This is a genomic window from Flavobacterium sp. ZT3R18, from assembly GCF_007097385.1.
GTDB lineage: Bacteria > Bacteroidota > Bacteroidia > Flavobacteriales > Flavobacteriaceae > Flavobacterium.
Window position 1 is genome coordinate 66,897 of the sequence record NZ_VJZS01000003.1, and the last position, 23,512, is coordinate 90,408.

At 34.0% G+C, this 23,512-nt stretch carries 21 protein-coding genes; 15 read left to right on the forward strand and 6 right to left on the reverse strand.

The window, feature by feature from the left end:
- The first annotated feature begins 39 nt into the window (after positions 1–39).
- The 3 genes from FNW52_RS04725 to FNW52_RS04735 all read left to right on the forward strand — a co-directional run bounded on the left by FNW52_RS04725 (position 40) and on the right by FNW52_RS04735 (position 4,870).
- Entirely contained in the window at positions 40–1,230 is a 1,191-nt protein-coding gene (locus tag FNW52_RS04725; RefSeq protein ID WP_143376316.1) for a hypothetical protein, read from the forward strand.
- A gap of 124 nt (positions 1,231–1,354) precedes the next feature.
- Positions 1,355–3,325, forward strand: coding sequence for a KUP/HAK/KT family potassium transporter (locus FNW52_RS04730; RefSeq protein ID WP_143376317.1), 1,971 nt, complete (start codon positions 1,355–1,357; stop codon positions 3,323–3,325).
- Between the two features lie 330 nt (positions 3,326–3,655).
- On the forward strand, positions 3,656–4,870 hold the full coding sequence (locus tag FNW52_RS04735) for an RsmB/NOP family class I SAM-dependent RNA methyltransferase (protein ID WP_116762675.1): 1,215 nt from the start codon (positions 3,656–3,658) through the stop codon (positions 4,868–4,870).
- A 138-nt stretch (positions 4,871–5,008) separates the two neighbouring features.
- Here FNW52_RS04735 and rho read toward each other — a convergent pair whose 3' ends face one another.
- Positions 5,009–6,820: a transcription termination factor Rho gene (rho, locus tag FNW52_RS04740; RefSeq protein WP_143376318.1), complete on the reverse strand. Its 1,812-nt coding sequence runs from the start codon at positions 6,818–6,820 to the stop codon at positions 5,009–5,011.
- A 182-nt stretch (positions 6,821–7,002) separates the two neighbouring features.
- On the opposite strand from rho, the gene FNW52_RS04745 reads away from it, so the two are divergent.
- The 3 genes from FNW52_RS04745 (at position 7,003) to FNW52_RS04755 (ending at position 9,988) form a co-directional block, all read left to right on the forward strand.
- The gene (locus FNW52_RS04745) at positions 7,003–7,416 is read left to right on the forward strand and encodes a DUF4293 domain-containing protein (protein WP_143376319.1); all 414 of its coding nucleotides are present in this window, start codon (positions 7,003–7,005) and stop codon (positions 7,414–7,416) included.
- A 157-nt stretch (positions 7,417–7,573) separates the two neighbouring features.
- Entirely contained in the window at positions 7,574–8,236 is a 663-nt protein-coding gene (locus tag FNW52_RS04750) for a response regulator transcription factor (RefSeq protein ID WP_143376320.1), read from the forward strand.
- Positions 8,237–8,395: 159 nt separating this feature from the next.
- Entirely contained in the window at positions 8,396–9,988 is a 1,593-nt protein-coding gene (locus FNW52_RS04755) for a tetratricopeptide repeat-containing sensor histidine kinase (protein ID WP_255515491.1), read from the forward strand.
- Positions 9,989–10,126: 138 nt separating this feature from the next.
- Here the strand turns inward: FNW52_RS04755 and FNW52_RS04760 are convergent, their stop codons facing one another.
- On the reverse strand, positions 10,127–10,621 hold the full coding sequence (locus FNW52_RS04760; RefSeq protein ID WP_143376322.1) for a metallophosphoesterase: 495 nt from the start codon (positions 10,619–10,621) through the stop codon (positions 10,127–10,129).
- Between the two features lie 284 nt (positions 10,622–10,905).
- Between FNW52_RS04760 and truA the strand changes: the two genes are divergently transcribed.
- On the forward strand, positions 10,906–11,652 hold the full coding sequence (truA, locus tag FNW52_RS04765; RefSeq protein ID WP_143376323.1) for a tRNA pseudouridine(38-40) synthase TruA: 747 nt from the start codon (positions 10,906–10,908) through the stop codon (positions 11,650–11,652).
- A 93-nt stretch (positions 11,653–11,745) separates the two neighbouring features.
- Complete coding sequence (locus tag FNW52_RS04770) at positions 11,746–13,512, forward strand: ABC transporter ATP-binding protein (protein WP_143376324.1); 1,767 nt, start codon at positions 11,746–11,748, stop codon at positions 13,510–13,512.
- Positions 13,513–13,762: 250 nt separating this feature from the next.
- Here the strand turns inward: FNW52_RS04770 and FNW52_RS04775 are convergent, their stop codons facing one another.
- The 3 genes from FNW52_RS04775 to FNW52_RS04785 form a co-directional block, all read right to left on the reverse strand.
- Positions 13,763–14,149 carry a DUF302 domain-containing protein gene (locus FNW52_RS04775; protein WP_143376325.1) on the reverse strand — a complete coding sequence of 129 codons (387 nt, stop codon included), beginning with the start codon at positions 14,147–14,149 and terminating at the stop codon, positions 13,763–13,765.
- Between the two features lie 2 nt (positions 14,150–14,151).
- Complete coding sequence (locus tag FNW52_RS04780; protein ID WP_221933382.1) at positions 14,152–14,691, reverse strand: carboxymuconolactone decarboxylase family protein; 540 nt, start codon at positions 14,689–14,691, stop codon at positions 14,152–14,154.
- A 70-nt stretch (positions 14,692–14,761) separates the two neighbouring features.
- Positions 14,762–15,322: a TetR/AcrR family transcriptional regulator gene (locus FNW52_RS04785; protein ID WP_143376327.1), complete on the reverse strand. Its 561-nt coding sequence runs from the start codon at positions 15,320–15,322 to the stop codon at positions 14,762–14,764.
- Positions 15,323–15,603: 281 nt separating this feature from the next.
- Between FNW52_RS04785 and lpdA the strand changes: the two genes are divergently transcribed.
- Positions 15,604–16,992 carry a dihydrolipoyl dehydrogenase gene (gene lpdA, locus FNW52_RS04790; RefSeq protein WP_143376328.1) on the forward strand — a complete coding sequence of 463 codons (1,389 nt, stop codon included), beginning with the start codon at positions 15,604–15,606 and terminating at the stop codon, positions 16,990–16,992.
- A gap of 168 nt (positions 16,993–17,160) precedes the next feature.
- On the forward strand, positions 17,161–18,075 hold the full coding sequence (gene cysK / locus FNW52_RS04795) for a cysteine synthase A (protein ID WP_143376329.1): 915 nt from the start codon (positions 17,161–17,163) through the stop codon (positions 18,073–18,075).
- A gap of 47 nt (positions 18,076–18,122) precedes the next feature.
- Here the strand turns inward: cysK and FNW52_RS04800 are convergent, their stop codons facing one another.
- Complete coding sequence (locus FNW52_RS04800; RefSeq protein WP_143376330.1) at positions 18,123–18,575, reverse strand: Lrp/AsnC family transcriptional regulator; 453 nt, start codon at positions 18,573–18,575, stop codon at positions 18,123–18,125.
- 154 nt (positions 18,576–18,729) lie between these two features.
- On the opposite strand from FNW52_RS04800, the gene FNW52_RS04805 reads away from it, so the two are divergent.
- From FNW52_RS04805 to cysM, 5 genes are all read left to right on the forward strand, one after another.
- Positions 18,730–19,890 carry a histidine decarboxylase gene (locus tag FNW52_RS04805; RefSeq protein ID WP_143376331.1) on the forward strand — a complete coding sequence of 387 codons (1,161 nt, stop codon included), beginning with the start codon at positions 18,730–18,732 and terminating at the stop codon, positions 19,888–19,890.
- Positions 19,891–20,253: 363 nt separating this feature from the next.
- Positions 20,254–20,712: a hypothetical protein gene (locus FNW52_RS04810; protein ID WP_143376332.1), complete on the forward strand. Its 459-nt coding sequence runs from the start codon at positions 20,254–20,256 to the stop codon at positions 20,710–20,712.
- Positions 20,713–20,986: 274 nt separating this feature from the next.
- Positions 20,987–21,667, forward strand: coding sequence for an SGNH/GDSL hydrolase family protein (locus FNW52_RS04815; RefSeq protein WP_185965921.1), 681 nt, complete (start codon positions 20,987–20,989; stop codon positions 21,665–21,667).
- Between the two features lie 160 nt (positions 21,668–21,827).
- Positions 21,828–22,634, forward strand: a complete 807-nt coding sequence (locus tag FNW52_RS04820) for a serine O-acetyltransferase (RefSeq protein ID WP_143376333.1) — start codon at positions 21,828–21,830, stop codon at positions 22,632–22,634.
- On the forward strand, positions 22,621–23,508 hold the full coding sequence (gene cysM, locus FNW52_RS04825) for a cysteine synthase CysM (protein WP_143376334.1): 888 nt from the start codon (positions 22,621–22,623) through the stop codon (positions 23,506–23,508). The genes FNW52_RS04820 and cysM overlap by 14 nt, the downstream gene beginning before the upstream one ends.
- Positions 23,509–23,512 lie beyond the last annotated feature (4 nt).

Consider the following 23,512-nt stretch of genomic DNA (forward strand, 5'->3'; position numbering starts at 1 on the left):
TTGTTTATATCTTAAAAACAAATAACAACCCCAATAGCCATGAAATCAAAATTACAATTTGCAGCACTTATAGCTACATTCTTTGCATTACAGATGAATGCACAAGACAGAACAACGGTAAACGCAATGAACTCTGAAATTAGTGATAATTTAGATTTAAGAGCCGTATCCTCAATCTTTGGAGAATCCCAAAACTTAAAAGATTTTGAAAGAAGATTAAACGATCCGAGAACTAAAATATCAAATTTAGATTTGAATAACGACAATGAAGTTGACTACTTGAGAGTAATTGAATCCGTAGAAAAAAGAACACACGTAATCATTGTACAATCGGTTATTGGTCGTGATCTTTATCAAGATGTTGCTACAATCGAGGTTGAGAAAGACAGACAAAACAACATTTCGATACAAATAGTTGGAAACACTTATATGTATGGTCAAAATTACATTTACGAACCTGAATATTGTTATACGCCTCAAATCTACGCTTCATTATGGGTCAACACTTACCAACCTTATTACTCGTCTTGGACATGGAATTTTTACCCAACCTACTATGCATCTTGGAATCCGTATCCTTTGTACCGATATAGAAACAACATATATGGTTGTGTAAACTACTACAATAACTACAATTATGTAAATTATAGAAGATGCAATAGAGCGACTGTAATTTACAATTCTTATAGCTGCAATAGTTACGAAAGACAGTATCCTGATTACGCTTTTTCTAGAAGAAACAATAGAGTTTCAAACCGATATGAGCTAGACCAAAGAAGATACAGTCCTGATAATAGATCTCGAAATGAGATTGCCTATTCTAGAAACAATGCGAATTATAACAACAATTCTCAAAGAGACTATTCTCAAAATAGAACAAGTACTTCAAGAGAATATAACACTCAAAGAGTCGAACCTCAAAGAGATTATTCTCAAAACAGAACAAACACTTCAAGAGAATATAACACTCAAAGAGTAGAGCCTCAACGAGATTATTCCCAAAATAGAACAAACACTTCGAGAGAAAACAACACTCAAAGAGTAGAAAACCAAAGAGATTATTCACAAAATAGAGCAGACACTCCAAGAGAAAACAACACTCAAAGAGCAGAGCCTCAAAGAGACTATTCTCAAAATAGAACAAGCACTCCAAGAGAAAACGACACTCAAAGAACTGAATCACATAGAGATACCAATTACGCTTCTAGAGGCACAAACAGGAGAATCTAAAAACAATTTAAATTCAAAAAAAGACTTTGTAAAAACATACAAAGTCTTTTTTGTTATTTTAAAAAATTAGCCCTTTTATTTTATTTAAAAACAGTAAATTTGACAAGTTTTTTAAAAATTTTAAATGAGCGCAACGCACAAAGATCTCCACAGTAAATTAACTTTAGGTGGACTATTAATTTCTTTAGGAATAATTTATGGAGATATAGGAACTTCTCCATTATACGTAATGAAAGCCATACTGGGTAATTACGTTATAAATGCAGATGTTGTTTTAGGTGGCATATCTGCTGTCTTTTGGACATTAACTCTTCAAACCACCATTAAATACGTAATAATCACTTTAAGCGCGGATAATCATGGTGAAGGTGGGATTTTCGCCTTATATGCCTTGGTCAAGAAAACAAAAATTAAATGGTTAATTGTTCCTGCCATTATTGGTGGAAGCGCCTTACTTGCAGATGGAATTATCACTCCTCCTATCTCCGTTTCATCAGCAGTTGAAGGAATGAGAACCTATTTTCCGCATATTAATACAGTACCAATTGTCATCGGGATTTTATTCATCTTATTTACGATTCAACAATTTGGAACTAAATTAGTTGGAAAGTTCTTCGCTCCAATGATGCTTATTTGGTTTGGAATGTTGGCGACATTAGGTATCTATCAAATATCTTTACATCCTGAGGTTTTCAAGGCAATAAATCCTTATTATGCTTATAACTTATTGTCCATTCATCCTGAAGGTTTTTTTGTACTTGGTTTTGTATTCCTTTGTACCACTGGAGCCGAAGCTTTATACTCTGACATGGGACATTGCGGGAGAAAAAACATCAGAATCAGTTGGATTTTTGTAAAAACTGCACTAGTTCTTAATTACTTTGGGCAAGCAGCTTACTTAATTCATCATGAAGGAGTTACCTTAGAAAGTTTAGGCGGTAAATTTGCAAACCCTTTTTATTTAATGATGCCAGAATGGTTCAAACCTTTTGGAATTGTCATTGCCACTCTTGCCACTGTGATTGCCTCTCAAGCACTTATCTCAGGATCATTCACTTTAATAAATGAAGGAATGAAATTGAACTTTTGGCCAAAAGTTAAAATCAAATACCCTACTGAGCTTAAAGGACAAATATACATCCCATCTATTAACTGGTTATTATTTCTTGGCTGTGTTGGAATCGTTTTGCATTTTGAAGAATCAAGCAACATGGAACATGCCTATGGTTTGGCAATTATATTATGTATGATAATGACCACTATTTTACTGAATTATTATCTAATAATGAAAAGGGTAAAATGGTATTTTTTCGTTCCATTAATTACCATTTACTTAGGAATTGAATTTAGTTTTTTAATAGCCAATATCACAAAATTTGCAGAAGGCGGTTACGTAACCCTTTTTATCGCTTTGATTTTGACAGGAGTTATGACTGTTTGGTACCGAGCAAAACAGATTAGTAAAAGCTATACTAAAATTGTAAAAATAGACGATTACAAAAAAGTACTAGAAGAACTAAGTGCCGATTTATCTATCCCTAAATATGCAACGCATTTGGTGTACATGACCAATGCCAATCGCTCTGATGAAATAGAAGAAAAAGTAATGTTTTCCATATTACAAAAAAGACCTAAAAGAGCTGATATTTACTGGTTCGTTCACGTAAATATTTTACCAGAACCTTACAAAACCGAATATAAAGTAAAAGAGATTCTGAAAGACGATTTGTACCGTGTTGATTTCAACTTAGGATTTAGAGAGCCTACCAAAATCAACTTAATGTTTAAAGAAGTGATTAAAGACATGGTGAAAAATGGCGAAGTTGACATCACCAGTAGATACGAGTCCTTAAACAAAAACAACATTATTGGCGACTTTAAATTTGTATTATCGGAGAAATTCTTGTCTAATGATAGTGATATGTTATGGCATGAAAAGTTAATAATGAATTCTTATTTCTTTATTAAAAAACTAAGTTTATCCGAAGAAAGCGCCTTTGGATTGGATAGTAGCTCAGTGAAAATTGAAAAATTCCCTATGGTACTCCACCCACCAGAAAATATTGGACTAACTAGAGTATTTGTTAAAAACTAAGGCAGTATTCTAAAACAAACAGCATTTAATTTTAACCATATAAGAAATATAAGATCATTTAAGCTAAAAAAAAAAGCAATAACTTATCTGTTCTTATATTTCTTATATGGTACACCTTTTCATCACGATCCATACGCTTCGGAAGTCGGGAGTGTTTTTTTTAAACATCTGCTTAAAAGGAATAGAAGTTAAAAATGCTGTTTCTTATAGAATTAAGTGAAAACTAAAAATATCCAAAAAACACTGCTTCAAAACAGTGTTTTTTTTTGGTTAAAATATAAATCTTAGATTTAATCAATAAATAGTACCTTTGCACTTCAATTATTCAAAATGAGATTACACAGAAATTTAGTTTACACTACCATCGATGCACTTAACGCTATTTTTAACGAAGGAGAATATGCCGATAAAGTAGTAGCAAGATCCCTAAAAAAAGACAAACGTTGGGGAAGTTCAGATAGAAAATTTGTTGCCGAAACCATCTACGAAGTGGTACGTTGGAAAAGATTATATGCCGAGATTGCCGAAGTAAAAGAGCCGTTTGACAGAGATAATCTTTGGAGAATGTTCTCAGTATGGGCGGTACTAAGAGGATACCCAATTCCGGATTGGAGACAATTAGAAGGGACTCCTGAGCGAAAAATAAAAGGTCGTTTTGATGAACTTTCAAAGGTGAGAGCCTTAAAAGAATCTATTCCAGACTGGATGGACGAATTGGGCGTAAAAGAACTTGGAGAAAAAGTTTGGGCTACAGAAATTGCAGCTCAAAATCAACCTGCAAAAGTAATTTTGAGAGTTAACACGCTTAAAACAACCAAAGAAAACTTAAGAGCTATTTTGATGGATTTAAACATCGAAACAGAATTCTTAAAAGATCAACCTGATGCTTTAGTGCTAAAAGAAAGAGCCAATGTATTCTTGACGGATGCCTTCAAACAAGGATTCTTTGAAGTACAAGATGCCAATTCACAATTAGTCGCTCATTTTCTAGATGTAAAACCGGGAATGCGTGTAGTGGATACTTGTGCTGGTGCTGGAGGAAAAACATTGCATATCGCTTCTTTGATGGAAAACAAAGGACAATTAATTGCAATGGATTTGTATGAAAGCAAATTAAAGCAATTAAAAATTAGAGCCAAAAGAGATGGCGCCTTCAATATTGAATACCGCATCATTGATTCTACAAAGATCATCAAAAAACTTCACGAAAGAGCTGATAGAGTTTTGATTGACGCCCCTTGTAGCGGATTAGGAGTTCTTAAAAGAAACCCTGATGCCAAGTGGAAACTAAAACCTGAATTTATTGACAACATCCGTAAAGTACAATCAGAGGTTTTAGAAAGTTATTCTAAAATTGTCAAACCGGGCGGTAAATTAGTGTATGCAACCTGTTCAATTTTACCTTCTGAAAATCAAGAGCAAATCGCTCGTTTCTTGACAACAGACATTGGAAAACAATTCAATTTTATAAAAGACCAAAAAATACTGGCTTCAGAATCTGGTTTTGATGGGTTTTATATGGCTTTGTTAGAAAGAAAAGAGTAAAATTTCATATCAATTGCAAAAATCAATTGCAATTGCAAAACAAAAAAAACTCCAATTTTCATTTTGAAAATTGGAGTTTTTTATTCTATTAAACCAAATTAAAAAAATTGATTTTTGAAATTGATATTGCTATTTCTTTTAGTCATTCATCGAAATAAGAAACTCATCGTTGTTTTTGGTTTTCTTAAATCGATCATTGATAAAATCCATCGCTTCAACAGGATTCATATCTGAAAGATACTTACGCATAATCCACATTCTTTGTAATGTTTTTGGATCTAATAACATATCGTCTCGTCTCGTACTAGAAGATGTTAAATCAATAGCAGGAAAAATACGTTTGTTTGCAATTTTTCTATCCAATTGCAATTCCATATTACCTGTTCCTTTGAATTCCTCAAAGATAACTTCATCCATTTTAGAACCTGTTTCTGTCAATGCAGTTGCAATAATACTCAATGAGCCACCGTTTTCGACATTACGAGCCGCTCCAAAGAAACGTTTGGGTTTTTGCAAAGCATTCGCATCAACTCCACCACTCAACACCTTACCAGAAGCAGGTTGTACCGTATTGTAAGCTCTTGCCAAACGGGTTATGGAGTCTAAAAGAATCACGACATCATGACCACACTCTACTAAACGTTTTGCTTTTTCTAGAACAATATTAGCAATCTTAACATGTTCTTGAGGTTCCCTGTCAAATGTAGAAGCAATTACCTCGCCACGCACACTACGTTGCATATCTGTAACCTCTTCCGGACGCTCATCAATCAATAAAACAATTAAGTAAACCTCAGGATGATTGGCAGCAATTGCATTAGCGATTTCCTTAAGCAACATTGTTTTACCCGTTTTTGGTTGAGCCACAATCATACCACGTTGTCCTTTTCCTATTGGAGAAAACAAATCTATAATTCGGGTTGAAATCGTACTTTGTTTTTCGGCCAATCTGAATTTCTCCGATGGAAAAACAGGAGTTAAATGCTCGAATGAAACTCTATCACGAACCACTTGCGGATCATGTCCATTAATTTTTAAAACTCGAACTAGAGGAAAAAACTTCTCTCCTTCTTTTGGAGGGCGAACCACACCTTTTACCGTATCACCGGTTTTTAATCCAAACAAACGCACTTGCGAGGTAGATAAATAAATATCATCTGGCGAAGCCAAATAATTATAATCTGAAGAGCGCAAGAAACCATAACCGTCAGGCATCATCTCAAGAACACCTTCGCTTTCAATAATCCCATCAAATTCAAAATCAGAATCTTTAAAATTGCTTTTCTTGTTTTTAAAATTAGGATTTTGGTTTTGATTTGAATTCCCGTTTGGATTTGAGTTTGGGTTGGCATTCCCGTTTGAGTTTGAAACCTTTTTATTTAACTGGTTTGGATTTATTTTTTTTTCAGGAGCAGGGTTTTCAACTGATTCAGTTGTTTCATCTACTACATCCAAATTTGTGTCTGAAGGAGCTTCTTCATTAGCCGTAGCTTCTTTTAACGCTTCTTTTTCTTTTTGCAAAGCCATCTTTTTCTCGTAAGCAGACTTGCTGAATTTCACAATTTTAGGTTCTTTTTTTTCTAAAGCAACTGCAGCTACTGTATCGTCCGGATTAGCTAACACTGAATCTTCCGCCCTTTTTTGCGGTGCTATTTCATCAAACGTTTCGTTTTGAACTTCTTCATTAACAAATAGAGAAGCTGGAACTATTTTTGGAGTCGTCCCTTTTTTTACAGAGACAATTCGAGCTCTTTTAGGATTATCCACTTCTTCTACACTCTTTTCTGATGTTTTTTCTACAGTTGTTGCAACAGCTGCGGCTTGATGTTCTAAAATTTGACTAATTAAAGTTTCTTTTTTTACACCGTTATATTTTATGGTTTTAGCTGTTTTAGCTATTTCTTGAAGCTCAGAAAGCTTCAATTCTTTTAATGCAGAAATATCAAACATGAATGTTCTATTTGTTTAATTAATTTTGGAAAAAATGCAAAAGATTTTTCAGGTAGTATCTTAGTTAAATAGACCGCAGTATGAAGTGCTTACGGTAATGTTATGCAATAATACAAATAAAATTTATCATACAATAGTATTTAATAAAAAGAAAATATATTTTTGTACAACAATTTAAGAATATGATACAAAGAATTCAAACTATATATTTATTCCTTACTTTTATAATGGTAGGGGTTTTGCCTTATATTTTTCCGTTATGGACAATGGATAACGGAAAAGATTATTTTTTCATGCAAAATCAAATCTATGTTGTCCTATTAGGATTAAGCACCGCTGTAACCGTTTATAGCATTATAACATTTAAAAAAAGACAAACTCAATTTGTTGTTAACCGATTGAATATCGTATTAAATTTGATTTTATTAGGATTGTTTGTATATCATTCACTAAATATATCTGGAGAAACACCCGCTGTTTCAGAGAAAGGTATTGGGATGTTTCTACCTATCTTGGCTATCGTATTATTAGTCTTGGCTAATAAAGCCATCAAGAAGGACGAAGATCTTGTAAAATCTGTGGATCGATTGAGGTAAACCTATAAAGTTAATTTATTAATGTGCGAAGAAAACCCGAATGTAACAGTTCGGGTTTTTTTGTTACAGAAAAGAACGATTATTTTTTAAAAAAATACCGAAACACAACTATTAAAGATCATATTTTTCATAAATTTGAAAACCAGCTCAAGAAAACATGACAAAAAATACCAGAATTCATCTAGCAGATGATCATAAAATAATTATCCACGGAATTCAAACATTACTCAATACTGTACCTAATTTTGAAGTCGTGGGTTTTTCATTAAACGGAACCACTATTTTTGACGATGTCACAAACAATAATGCAGATATTCTTGTACTAGACATAAGCATGCCCGAAAAAGACGGAATTGAAGTGGTAAAAGAATTTGCCGAAAAAGGTTTTCCATGCAAAGTCATTATTCTTTCTAGCTATGATGATTTAAAACTAATAAAGGAAATCATGGATCTTGGAGTAAGCGGTTATTTAACAAAGCAATGTGCAGGAGAAAACATCATTGAAGCGGTACAGGCAGTAGCAAATGGAGAAGAATATTTTTGCGAATCGATACGTGAAAAAATATTTAATAAAGCTATTAAAAATAACCCTAAGCTAAACGCCTACAAACCCAACGTAAATCCTTTGTTGACAGAGCGTGAAATAGAAATCATCATCTTGATTGCACTAGAATTTAGCGGAAAGGAAATAAGCGATCAACTATTTATTAGCATAAATACTGTTGAAACGCATAGAAAAAATATCATAAAAAAATTAAAAGCAAAAAACACTATAGGGATTGTTAAATACGCAATGAACAACCATTTAGTTTTTTCTTAAACCAATTACCGTCTAGCAACCAACCTTATTTCTTTTTACTGATTGAGCTCATTTATGTTTCAAAATCGATTCTTTTTTTTATTGCCATTCATTCTTGTTTTTTTTGTTAGCGAAAGTTCTTTTGCTCAGAAAAAAACGTTTACTAAAAAACAAATCATTTTGTTAATAAACGATGCTAGCACAGAACTGAATAATGATGACTATGAAAAATCATTATTAAAATCTAGAGTTGCCCTAGAGCAAGCTAGTGACATAAAAAATTCAGACTTAATTGCCAATTCTTACCTAATCATTGCGGCAAACTTTGACGAATTAACAGAGCCAACAAAGGCTTTATTTTATTACAATCTAGGACTTTCTTACGCTAAGAAAACCAATAATAATATTTTAAAAAATCAGTTTTACAACAACTTAGGAAACATTTATTGTTTTGACAAAAAACAGTATGACAAAGGCATCTATTATTACAAGAAATCATTAATTATCAGTCAAAAAATCCATGATACGGATCAAATATTACTTACCAATCTTAATATTGCTTGGGCTTATTTTGACATTAATAAATACGATGACGGTTTTTCTTATTTAGAGCATGTCAATAAATATCAGTCCATTCATGGAGACGAATCTACCATTGTTGCCCTAAACATGCTCAACGGAATCTACTACAACAATAAAAACGACAATAAAAAAGCCTCGAAATATTTCAATCTAGCGATTAAAGAGGGAAATGCAGGAAATGAAAAATCAGATTTAGCATATTCCTATTTAGAATATTCAAATTTTTTAAATAAAATTGGAGCCTATAAAAACGCTTTTAAAAACCTTCGGCTTTACAACAAAATTAATGAGGAACTTCATATCGAAGAGAAACTCAAAAAAGCAAATATTGTTGGAGTAAATTTAGAAGTAGATCAATACAAAAGGGAAATAGATAAAATTGAATCTCAATATAGGGCAAGACAATTCAAACTTATTGAAGAACAATCTAGAAACAAAAAAATTGTAATTGTTGTTTTTTTACTTCTCATATCTGCATTTATATTTTTCTACTACTTTATTCAAAATTTGCGTCTAAAAGAAAAAAATAACCTTAATGATTTACAAAGTAAAATACAGCAAAACATCATTAATGCCTCTATAGACGGACAAGAATTAGAACGAAAAAAAATAGCCTCTTTTTTACATGATAATATTAGTTCCTTACTTTCATCGGCAGGGATACATCTCAAAGTTTTTACCGCAAAAAGTCTTCTACAACCAGAAGAAATAATAAAAACCAAAACAATACTGGAAGAAGCCCACAATCAAATTAGAAATTTATCCCACGAACTTATGCCATCCCTTTTAGTTCGATTTGGATTGCTTTATGGCTTAGAAGATTTATGTGAAAAAAATTCGAATTCAAACATAAAAATAGAATTCAACAGTCTTGTCCTAATAAAAAAACGCTACAACGCAGAGTTTGAAATGAAACTTTATTTTATCGTTACCGAGTTACTGAACAATATTATAAAACACAGTCAGGCCACTAATGCAAAAATAGCTTTAGAAGAAATCAACAATAACCTTCTTATTGTGGTTACAGATAATGGAAATGGCTTTGTCAACAATGAATTCGAGTTAAAAGAAGGCTTTGGCATCAATCAAATTAGAGCCAGAATAAACAACATGAAAGGGGAATTCATTATCAATTCTATTCTTAATACTGGAACAACAATTACCTTAAAAACCCCAATTTTAACCAAATAAAGACCAAATTTATTGTAACTGTTAGTGATTAGTAAAAGTAATTAGCGGTTAGCCATCCCAAAACGTATAATTATTCAAGAAAAATTTTAGCTATCAATTACAAAAGTCAATCCCTTAAAGCTAATCACTAAATAATCACTATTTCTTCCCTATTTCTATAATTTCCAAATCCTTTATTTTATCTCCATCAATTACAAAACGAAGCATCGTTCTCACCTGATGAAAACCACTTTTTCCAGCCGCTCCCGGATTCATGTGCAACAAATTATGCTTTTTATCAAAAATCACTTTTAGAATATGAGAATGTCCACAAATAAACAACTTTGGAGGATTCGTAGCCATTTCAGCTTTCAGAGCTTGGTTGTATTTCCCAGGATAACCGCCTATGTGTGTAATCCAGACATCTACGCCTTCGCAGAAAAAACGGTTGTGCAGCGGAAACTCTAATCGCGCTTTTGCATCATCAATATTTCCATACACACAACGCAAAGGTTTTAGCTTCTTTATCGCATCCGTAACTATCAAATCTCCAATATCTCCAGCGTGCCAAACCTCGTCAGCCTGATCAACATATTTTAAAATAGTATCATCTATATGACTGTGAGTATCGGAAAGGAGGAGGATTTTTTTCATATTTTCAGGAGCTAATCCTGCTATCCGCTTCAATCTTTTCTATTTTTAAAGGAAAAATAGAAAAGGATTTCCACTACTATCAGGGCTATGACATTTCGACAAAAATAGACATTCTAGCTTTAAATAAAAATAAGTTTTCAATTCAAAAAACTTTACTTCAAAGCGTATTCGAGGCAAAAAAATTAATAAGTATCTTTGCTTCTGTAAACATTCAATTTGATTTCAATCCAAATAATTTGAAATCTATCCCGATAGCTATCGGGACTAAATTCTAAAATTCGACCTTGAGGTATTTTATAAAACTAGCATACAACGGAACCCAGTACCACGGTTGGCAATACCAACCCAATGCAGCCTCTGTACAAGAAACGATGAACAAAGCGTTTTCGACTATTCTCAATTCCGAAATTAATCTCATGGGAGCAGGCCGAACCGATACGGGAGTTCACGCCAAAGAAATGTACGCCCATTTTGATTTTGAAACCCCTTTTGACATTCCGAATATACTACACAAACTCAATTCTTTTTTGCCAAAAGATATTGTTGTGTATGCTATTTTCCCTGTTACCAATGAAGCACACACTCGTTTTGATGCGACAAAAAGAACCTACGAATACCACATAAACACCATTAAAGATGCATTTCTTCAGGAACAAAGCTGGTACTTTCATCAAAAACTGGATTTGGATTTAATGAATGAAGCCGCAAAATCATTATTAAACCATACCGATTTTCAATGCTTTTCTAAAGTAAATACCGACGTAAACACCTTTGATTGTAGTATATTTGAAGCCTATTGGAAATACGAAAATAACAAATTAATTTTCACCATTTCGGCCAATCGCTTTTTAAGAAATATGGTTCGTTCTATTGTAGGAACTTTGATAAATATAGGTTTACATAAAATTACATTAGCCGATTTTGAAACGATAATAGAAAGTAAAAACAGAGACAAAGCTGGTTTTTCGGTTCCGGCACATGGGTTATATTTAACCAAAATAGAGTATGATTTTGAGAAAATAGAATTATAGAGAATAGAAAATAGAGAATAGACGAAGAGATAACAGATTTTAGATTGACTACAGGAACACCTAACGCATAACAATTAACGCATAAATTCAATTTTGAAAGCAAAAGCATTTGACACCCGATTATTCAAAAGAATATTAAAATACACCAAACCCTATCAATGGCGTTTTAATGGCGTGATTATTTTTGCTATTTCACTTTCGGTTTTTGCGGCTCTACGCCCCTATTTATTGAAACAAACTGTCGATAGTTATATCCAACCCAAAGATCAAAATGGTTTATTAATATACATTACCTTAATGGGATTTGTTCTTATTCTTGAGGTTTTGTCGCAATTTTTCTTTGTCTATTGGGCCAACTGGTTGGGGCAGGATATTGTAAAGGATATTCGGGTAAAACTGTTTAAACACATCTTGAGTTTTAGGATGAAATATTTTGATCATGTTCCTGTAGGTCAACTCGTAACGCGTTCTGTATCTGATATTGAGGCCATTGCCCGTATTTTTAGCCAAGGATTGTTTATGATTATCAGTGATTTGATGAAAATGTTGGTTGTACTTATTTTCATGTTTTATATGAACTGGAAACTGACCTGGATCGTGATTGTGGCTATGCCTGTCTTGGTCTTTATTACCCGTATTTTTCAAAAAAAGATGCAAGTTGCCTTTGAAGAAGTACGAACTCAAATTGCCAATATGAACTCCTTTGTTCAAGAAAGAGTAACGGGTATGAAAATTGTTCAGCTGTTTCATCGCGAAGATATTGAAGCCGAAAAATTTAGAATAATCAATGACAAACACAATAGAGCTTGGATAAAAACCATTTTATACAACTCGATTTTCTTTCCTATTGCCGATATTATTTCGTCATTGACACTTGGTTTCATCGTTTTATACGGAGGATTTCACATTTTAGAAGGCGATACTTCGACGACATTTGGGGATTTATTTTCGTATACCATGTTCATCGGAATGTTATTTAACCCGTTGCGCCAAATTGCTGATAAATTCAACGAGATGCAATTGGGAATGATTGCTGCCAACCGTGTTTTTGATATTCTGGATACTCAGGATCAAATACAAGATACTGGAACCATTGAAGCACCTACATTTCAAGGAGACATACGCTTTGAGGAAGTTCGATTTGGATATATTCCGGATGAAGAAGTCATCAAGGGAATCAATCTTGAAGTAACTGCTGGGCAAACCATTGCCATAGTAGGCTCCACAGGAGCCGGAAAATCGACAATTATTAATTTGCTGAATCGCTTTTATGAAATTAACAGCGGCTCGATATATATAGACAATCACACTATTGAGAACTATACTTTGAGTACTTTGCGTAAACAAATTGCGGTGGTTTTGCAGGATGTTTTTCTTTTTGCAGATACTATTTTCAATAATATCACACTCAATAATCCCGATATTTCGCGTGACCAAGTTTTGGCTGCAGCCAAAAAAATAGGCGTGCATGAATTCATAATGAGTTTGCCGGACGATTACGATTTCGACGTAAAAGAACGTGGGGTAATGTTATCCTCCGGGCAACGACAACTAATTGCATTTTTACGAGCGTATGTCAGTAACCCAAGCATTCTTATTCTGGACGAAGCGACTTCTTCTATCGACACACATTCTGAGGAACTCATTCAGCGTGCTACCGAGACCATTACCAAAGGCAGAACATCGATTGTTATTGCGCATCGATTGGCAACTATCGTGAATGCCGATAAAATTGTGGTTATGGACAAAGGGTTGATTGTAGAGCAAGGAACGCATCAAGAATTAATAAACCAAGAAAAAGGATATTATAAAAACTTGTATGATTCACAGTTTGTCACGCCGAATATTGACAGTTTTTAAAAATCATTTTCAGCTATGTTCTTCAATATTTTTCTCTTAAATATTTCAAGTCATACAATTAAATTATTAATTAAAATTCACCTTCTTTCAAATAAAAAATCAAACAGATAGTTCAAAAAGCATATCTGTTTGATTTTTAAATATGTGATAATTACACCAAATACAATATAGACCAATTATTTAACTTCACCCCCCCAACCCCTCCTCCCAAAAAGAGGGGGCTATTGAACTATTATATTTATGTTTGGAATTAGTTAATAACATCCTTGAGAATCATTGTAGTACTTCCGCTTAATTCTAGAGACAAATCATGAAACCTCTCCATACCCAAAAACAAATCAATGGGATTTGTACAAATTATTGCTGTTTGATTTTCATTAATTTCTCTGACAACCATTTTTAACGGGACTTTAATAACAGCCGAAGGATCAATTTCCAGAATTAGCTTCATATATTCAGGATGAAAGAACAGCAATTGTCTTAATTCTTTTATTTCAAAATCAAATTTCATCATTATTTCCGTGGTATTTATTTCATGTAATACTAAAAATCCGTTTTTAGTAATTGCACTCTTTGCCAAGTCAATTATTTCAAAAAAAGGTTTATCAACTATTCTTTCTACGTAGATCATATCCATTTTTATTTTACTTTTAGAGACACTACAACTTCTGGCCAATCAACATTGGTTTCTGCTATAATATTAATGTAATTCGTAAAAATATTTCTAACCACATGCGCCACAATTTCTAGAATCTCACCATCCGAAAAATGTGCTTTTCGTAATGGTTCTAAATCATTACTTGAAATTAATGTTGGTGTTTCTAGCATTTTTTTTGCAAATGCTAATCCCTCATTCATTTTTACATCATTAGAAATAAAATTCCTTCCTTCCAAAATTTCTTCCTCAGAAAGTCCTATTTTTTTTCCGAAAAAACTATGAGCAGATAGACAATAGGAGCAATTATTACTTTCGGCAGTGGCAAGTGCGATAAGTTCCCCCATTTTACTACCTAGAGTCCCCATAGCTAAAGCTCCATTATACTTAACATATGCTTCGAGTACCGCGGGTGAATTTGCCATAACTTGATACATATTAGGCACACGCCCCAATTTTTTACTAACCATTTCCATAGTCAATTTTGCAGCTTCGGAAGCTGATTCAAGTGCAATTGGATTCATTTTTCTCATTTTAATTGTATTTACATTAATAAAAAATAGACCGATTTGTCTATATTTGAAGCAAAAAATTTTAAGATGTTTTATTCAATATTTTTTGAACGGCTTGTTTTGCAGCAAGAATAGGCCAAATATCATGATATACTTTACTTTCAATAATAGCCGCTTCAAAAAGCAAATAAATGGTATCGCTTGTACTTGTATTTTGACCCTCTACTTCGGCAACAGTGTTTTTAAAAAACAACCTAACCTTATTCTTATGTTGGACTATTTGCAATTGCATACGTGGACTTGATTGATCAATTTCGGCAAGGAGATTCAAAAATCTACATCCTTTGAAATCATTGACAACTATAGTCTTTTCTAAAAAATCAAAAGCGGCAAGAATTTTAGCTACAGCGGTATCATTATCTTTCAAATAATCATCAAATAAAAGAAACCAATCTGTTCTCACTTTCTTAACATATTCAATACCTAAATCCTCTTTAGAACCAAAATGAGTGTAAAGACTTGCTTTGGCCACTTTTGATTCCTTCAAAATTTGATTAATACCCGTAACGTTATACCCTTGAGTATAAAACAATTGATACGCCGTTATTAATATTCTTTCTTTAGGCCCTAAAATATTTTTCATAATGCAATAGTAAACAATTTTTCACAAATAGACAACTTTGTCTATGTTTTTTTAAAAACTAAATAATGAGTCACTTTTTTTACTCTTCAATAAATATTTCTTATTTTCGCCATCTCAATTCACTAAGAAAAATACAGATGGAAAATGCTTTTTTTAAACAAAGTTAGATGTTACAAAAAAATCAATAGAAAAAGTCATCAATTCCATTTTTCAACTTAAAAAAAACAAAATGAGTTTTTATGAATTCATTTTTACAATAATTTAAATAAAAAGAAAACAAAATGAAATACGATATTATAGTTTTAGGAAGTGGCCCTGGAGGATATGTTACAGCAATTAGAGCCTCACAATTAGGATTTAAAGTAGCCGTAGTGGAAAAAGAAAACCTAGGTGGTGTGTGTTTAAACTGGGGATGTATTCCAACTAAAGCATTATTAAAATCGGCTCAAGTTTTTGATTATCTAAAACACGCTTCAGATTACGGACTAACTGTAAAAGAATTCGACAAAGATTTTCCTGCTGTGGTAAACAGAAGTAGAAGCGTTGCTGAAGGAATGAGCAAAGGAGTTCAATTCTTGATGAAAAAAAATAAAATTGACGTTATTGATGGTTTTGGGAAACTAAAAGCCGGAAAAAAACTAGACGTTACTGATAAAGAAGGAAAAGTTACTGAATACAGTGCGGATCACATTATTATTGCTACTGGAGCCCGTTCACGCGAGTTGCCAAACTTACCACAAGATGGTGTAAAAGTAATTGGATACCGTCAAGCAATGACATTACCAACCCAACCAAAATCTATGATTATTGTTGGTTCTGGAGCGATTGGAGTAGAGTTTGCTCATTTCTACAACTCAATGGGAACAGATGTAACCATCGTAGAATTTATGCCAAACGTAGTTCCTGTAGAAGACGAAGATATCTCTAAACAATTTGAGCGTTCTTTGAAAAAAGCGGGTATCAAAATTATGACCAACTCTTCAGTTGAGCGTATTGATACAACTGGAAACGGAGTAAAAGCATTTGTTAAAACTGCAAAAGGAGAAGAAGTTCTTGAGGCTGACATTTTATTGTCTGCTGTTGGAATCAAAACTAACATCGAAAACATAGGATTAGAAGAAGTAGGTATTGCTACTGATAAAGATAAAATCTTGGTAAACGCTTACAACCAAACGAATATCCCAGGATATTACGCGATTGGAGACGTTACTCCAGGTCAAGCATTGGCTCACGTAGCTTCTGCTGAAGGTATTAACTGTGTAGAGAAAATTGCAGGATTACATGTAGACCCTATCGATTACGGAAACGTTCCTGGTTGTACGTATGCAACTCCAGAAATCGCTTCTGTTGGATTAACAGAAAAACAAGCCAAAGAAAAAGGATACGAATTAAAAATTGGTAAATTCCCATTCTCAGCTTCAGGAAAAGCAAAAGCTGCTGGAACTCCAGACGGTTTTGTAAAAGTAATTTTTGATGCCAAATATGGCGAATGGTTAGGATGTCACATGATTGGTGCTGGTGTTACAGATATGATTGCTGAGGCTGTTGTAGCGCGTAAACTAGAAACTACTGGACATGAAATCCTAAAATCTATTCACCCTCACCCAACAATGAGTGAAGCGGTAATGGAAGCCGTTGCCGATGCTTATGGAGAAGTGATTCATTTGTAGTATTCAGTGTTCAGTCGCAGTTTGCAGACTTGAAAAATAATCAATCCGTTTTGTGAGAGCAAAACGGATTTTTTTTAATCCAAAAGATCGAAATTTCAATTAACAATAATCGGCATTCTATTTTGCTACTCCTGAAATGTAGAGTACATTTACTATAAAAATAAAAAAATGCTACACAACAACATATTAGAAACTATTGGCAATACGCCACACGTAAAAATCAATAAATTATTTGGTCCCGATGCTAATGTTTGGGTAAAACTCGAAAAAGCAAACCCAGGTGCCAGCATCAAAGACAGAATCGCTTTGTCAATGATAGAAGATGCAGAGCAAAAAGGATTACTGCAAAAAGGCAGTACTATAATCGAAGCTACTTCTGGAAATACTGGAATTGGACTTGCCATGGTCGCAGCCGTAAAAGGCTACCGATTAATCTTGGTAATGCCAGAATCCATGTCGGTAGAAAGACGCCGATTAATGAGCATTTATGGAGCTGAATTTGTACTTACACCCCGCGAAAAAGGAATGAAAGGCGCCATAGAAAAAGCCCAAGAATTAACAGCCGAAATTCCGCAATCTTGGTCTCCGTTACAGTTTGACAACCCAGCCAATATTGAAATTCATAAAACTACTACTGCACAGGAAATCATAAAAGCCTTTCCAAATGGCATCGATTACCTGATTACAGGGGTTGGAACTGGCGGACACATCACGGGTTGTGCCGAAATACTAAAACAACACTTCCCAAACCTAAAAGTTTTAGCCGTAGAACCCGAAGCCTCTCCGGTTATTAGCGGTGGTGCTCCTTCACCCCACCCTATTCAAGGTATTGGAGCTGGATTTATCCCAACCAATTTACATACTGGAATTCTTGATGGTGTCATACAAGTGAGCAAAGATGAAGCGTTTGAATATACCCAAAGAGCAGCCAAAGAAGAAGGGATTCTTCTAGGAATTTCTTCGGGAGCTTCCTTGGCGGCAGTTGCCAAAAAACTAAAGGAGATTCCGTCAGATGCCAAAGTACTTACTTTTTGCTACGACACTGGAGAACGCTATTTGAGTATCGAAGGTTTATTTGAATAAAAAACAGCCTCTCAATAACCAACCGATTTGTGAAAGCAAGTCGGTTTTTACAAATTATAAGCAAAGTCATTTTTTATTTCTTCCATCACAAAAGAACTTTGTACATTAGAAATCCCTTTGATAACCGATAATTTATCTATAACAAACTTTTGGTATTCATTCATATCATTAACCGCCACTTTCAATAAAAAATCATAATTCCCAGAAACGTGATAGCATCCCATAATTTCGGGAAATGCAAGAATGTGTTGTTTAAAATCATCAATCAATTCTCGGGAATGTACCGCCAATGTCACTTGACAATACACACATATTGATCTACCTACTTTGGTTGGATCTAGCAAGGCAACATATTTCTTGATATACTCTTTTTGCTCGAGTTTCTTTATTCGTTCAAAGGTGGGGGAAACTGACAACCCTACTTTTTCGGCTATTTCTTTGGTGTTTAGCTTTGCATCTTGTTGCAAAAGCATCAAAATTTTTTTATCAATGGCATCCATGTTCAGAATAATTATATGGTTTAGAAAATACGAATTAATGATTTCAATAATATAAAACTGAAATTTTAAACAAAATTAGAATTATATTCTGAATATCAATTAATATACAGCATTTTAAATCTTTAAAACTACTTTTACCATAAAATTAAATACCATGAAAACCATTTCAGAATCATTATCCGAACAAGACAATCAACGTTTATTCGATTTGAATCAATATATAGAAAACGCAAGAGATAATTTCTTGGGTTATCCAGTATCCAAAGATTTTGACTATTCAGAAATCAACCATTTCTTGAAATACCCCATCAACAATTTGGGAGATCCTTTTGAAGATTGCACCTATAAAGTACAAACCCATGAACTCGAAAGAGAAGTCGTTGCCTTTTTCGCCAAATTATTTCGTGCCAATCCAAAAGATTATTGGGGCTACGTAACCAATGGCGGATCCGAAAGTAATTTATACGGTTTGTATCTGGCTCGAGAATTATACCCAAAAGCAATGGTGTACTACTCGGAATCGACTCATTATAGTGTCCGCAAAAACATTCATTTGCTTAACATTCCGAGCATCGTTATTCGTTCCCAAGAAAATGGGGAGATCGATTATGTCGATTTTGAAAATACCTTAAAAATGAATCGCCATAAGCCCGCTATTGTGCTTACCACCTTTGGTACAACCATGAAAGAAGCCAAAGACGATGTTTCAAAAATTAGGGATATTCTAAGAGGATTGGCCATTCAAGACAGTTACATCCATTGTGATGCGGCCTTATCAGGCAGTTACGGTGCTTTTATGGAACCTAAATTTCCGTTTGACTTTAAAGATGGTGCCGATAGTATTTCTATCAGCGGGCATAAATTTATAGGATCACCTATTCCGACTGGAGTTATTATCACGAAACGTTCTAACAGAGACCGTATCTCAAAAGGAATATCCTATATTGGTTCTTTAGACACTACAATTACAGGATCTAGAAACGGTCATTGCCCATTGTTTTTATGGTATGCCATCAAAAAACTTGGAGTTCAAGGATTGAAAAAACGCTATTTACACAGCTTGGAAGTAGCCGAATATTGCGAACAAAGATTAAAAAGTATAGGTATTGCTGCATGGAGAAATCCAAATGCTATTACGGTTGTTTTTCCTAAAACGACTGAGGAAGTAAAATCAAAATGGCAATTGGCCACCGAAGGCGATATCTCACACATTATTTGCATGCCCAATGTGACCAAAGAACAAATTGATCTATTCATCAACGACATAGAAAATTGTGTCGAAAAACCAGAAGAAACAGTAGAATTTAGTTTTTAGCTTTTAGTTTTTAGTTTTTAGTTTTTAAAAAGTATTGTCACAGAATTGACTTCATTGAGCTTCGATCCACGGATTTTTTATTTTTTTTTAATCCGTAACCCAATCGATAGCGAATAGACGAAGTAATCTGTGGCTTTATTTTAATTGCTTCTTTATCTGCAAATTGGAAGTTTATAATTCCCAAGGAAAACTCCTTAAAAACAGCGCTTTTACTTCCCACAATTTCAGTCATTTTCTTTCCTTGTATCCCTTTGTCAATTTTGGTCCTTCTATTCTTGAAAGAAAATATTTTGAAACAAATCTAAAATGGAGAAATAAATTGTATTTTAGTTTTTTTATAATTTTCCATAATTAAAACTAAAAATGAACATCAAACTACCCCTGTTTTTTATTGCAATAATCTGCTTTTCCTGTAGTGTTAACCAAAACAAAACTCAACAAAGTGGCTTGCCCATTATTGGAACTTGGGAGCTCATTTCGGCGACAAGGACAGAGAAAGATTCGACTTTTTCTACTTTTGATCCGAAAGTCAAAATGATAAAAATCATTAATCCAACTCACTTTTCCTTTTTTCAACACGACTTAACAATGGGTAAAGAGCCTAATCCGAAATTCACGGCTGGAGCAGGAAAATACACTTTGATCAATGATACCTATACCGAATATTTAGAATACTTCATTGACAGAGAATGGGAAAACAATAAATTTGAATTTAAAGTTTCAATACAAAATGACACCCTTACACAAAAAGGCATTGAAAAAGTAGAAAAACTTGGAGTTGACCGAACAATCGTTGAAAAATACAAACGAGTAAAAGAGTAATTTTATTCAATTTAAGATTATTTAAAAGTATTCTTGCACGGTAACGATTTTCAAACATTCAATTAAAAACTTAATTTAAGTCGCTTTTAATAGACAAATAAATAACCCTCTTAATTTTTAAAATTTCTCGCAAAGACGCAAAGTCGCAAAGAAAAATAACACATCGCTTTGCGTCTTGGCAACTTAGCGAGAAAATAACACAAAATAAAACTTATCTTAGAATTTAATCGAACAACAATGATTTAAAATTATCGTTCAAGAAATTGATACCCAAATGAGAAAATTAAATTCTAGATACCTAATACTACTGTTGACAATTATTATGGCGGGAAAAACAAAAGCACAAGACTGGGCAAATTTAAACAAATACAAAAACGAAAATATGCTCGTTGCTCCTCCTGCATCGGGAGAAAAAAGGATAGTGTATTTTGGCGATTCCATTACCGAAGGCTGGGGAACCGTATATCCCGATTTTTTCATCGGGAAAACCTATATCACTCGAGGGATCGGCGGTCAAACCACCCCACAAATGCTCCTCCGTTTTAGAGCTGATGTTATTGAACTGAAACCAAAAATTGTTGTTATTTTGGCAGGAACCAATGATATTGCAGGAAACACTGGCCCTACGACACTCGAAATGATTCTGGGAAATCTCGTTTCTACGTGCGAATTGGCCAAAGCAAATGGTATAAAAGTGATTCTTTGTTCTGTTCTTCCTGCGTATGATTATCCTTGGAAATCCGGTCTTGAGCCAGCCGATAAAATTGCAGCACTCAATAAAATGATTCAAAAATATGCCAAAGCAAATGACATTGCCTATGTCGATTATTTTTCGGCTATGGTAGATGATCGAAAAGGGTTAAAATCTATTTATTCTCAAGATGGTGTTCATCCCAATAAAGAAGGGTATCAGGTGATGGGACCTATAGTAGAGAAAACTATTAGTCATTTATAAATTGTGTGATATAATTCCAAAAAAATTACAATTATGTTATATCTTTTTAAACCCATTTATTTCAAGAACAATTAACCTAATTCTTTAGTCAAACGTTGTTATTTTTTCTGAAAAACGCCTTACTTTTATCCCTTCAAAATAACAATTCAATTTAATAATCATGACCAAGGATCTGATTGTCCACAATATTAGTGCTTTAAAAAGTCATTTTTCTATAAATTATAGCATCAAGACCAAAACAGAAGCCTTTACCGAGAAATTATTTTACACTTTATTTGATTCTAATGCACCACTAAACGAAAGTATTGATGCCTTAGAAAAACAATTTAAAGAAATAGCGGCTATTGCCTGCAAAAAACCACAAGATTTATGTGAGTTTGCTTGGGATCGTTTTTTAGAAAAACTCCCAACCGTACTCGAAAATCTGAATAAAGACGCCTCATATATCTTAGAAAACGACCCTGCTTCCAACGGAATTGAGGAGATTTACCTTGCTTATCCAGGGTTTTATGCCATAGCAATTTATAGACTGAGTCATGAATTGTATTTGTTGGATTTAATGCTTTTTTCGAGATTAATGAGCGAATATGCTCATCGTATTACGGGTACAGATATTCACGCAGGTGCTACCATTGCTTCGCCTTTCTTTATCGATCACGCTACTGGAATCGTAATTGGCGAAACCACCGTTATCGAAAAAAATGTAAAAATATACCAAGGAGTAACTTTAGGAGCTTTGAGCGTGAGCAAAGACATGAAAAACTCCAAAAGACATCCTACAGTAGAGAAAAACGTTTGTCTTTATGCCAATGCAACCATCTTGGGTGGTACCACAATTATTGGGAAAAACAGTATTGTAGGAGGAAATTCATGGATAACCAAGTCCATTCCTGCGGATTCAATTGTATTGAACACCACCACAACTGAAGTCAAAATAAAAGAGAAAAAACAAAATGAAGACCTATAAATTAGTAGAATTAATCGGGAATACTCCATTGGTAGAAACAACTCGTTTGATTAAAAATAAAAATGTAAAACTTTTATTAAAACTCGAAGGAGACAATCCTGGAGGTAGTGTAAAAGATCGTGCTGCCTACAATATGATTGCATCGGCAGTCGAAAGAGGAGACATCAAAAAAGGAGACAAATTAATTGAAGCGACCAGTGGCAATACAGGTATTGCTTTGGCCATGATAGCGCAGTTATTCCAAATAGAAATCGAATTGGTATTACCCGAAGATTCTACCATCGAGCGTACGCAAACCATGCAAGCTTATGGGGCAACGGTAATCCAGACGCCTGCCAGTTTAGGAATAATAGGTTCCCGAGATTATGCCGATAAGAAAGTGGCCGAAGGTGGTTATGTGATGCTGAATCAGTTTGCAAATGATGACAACTGGAAAGCCCACTACAAAACCACAGGCCCCGAAATCTGGAATGATACCGACGGAACCATAACACATTTTGTATCGGCTATGGGAACAACGGGAACGATTATTGGAACCTCAACTTACTTGAAAGAGAAAAACCCAAACATTCAAATCATTGGGGCACAACCTAGTGAAGGCTCTCAAATTCCAGGTATTAGAAAATGGCCGCAAGAATATTTACCTAAAATTTTTGATCCCTCAAAAGTAGATATTACCATTGATGTCAGCGAAAAAGAAGCCAGAGAAATGACCAAAAGATTAGCACTGGAAGAAGGTGTTTTTGCAGGAATGAGCAGCGGAGGATCGGTAGCGGTAGCCGTAAAAATTGCAAACCAATTGGAATCCGGAGTTGTAGTTGCCATTATCTGTGATCGTGGAGATCGCTATTTGTCTTCGGATTTATTTGATTAATTAA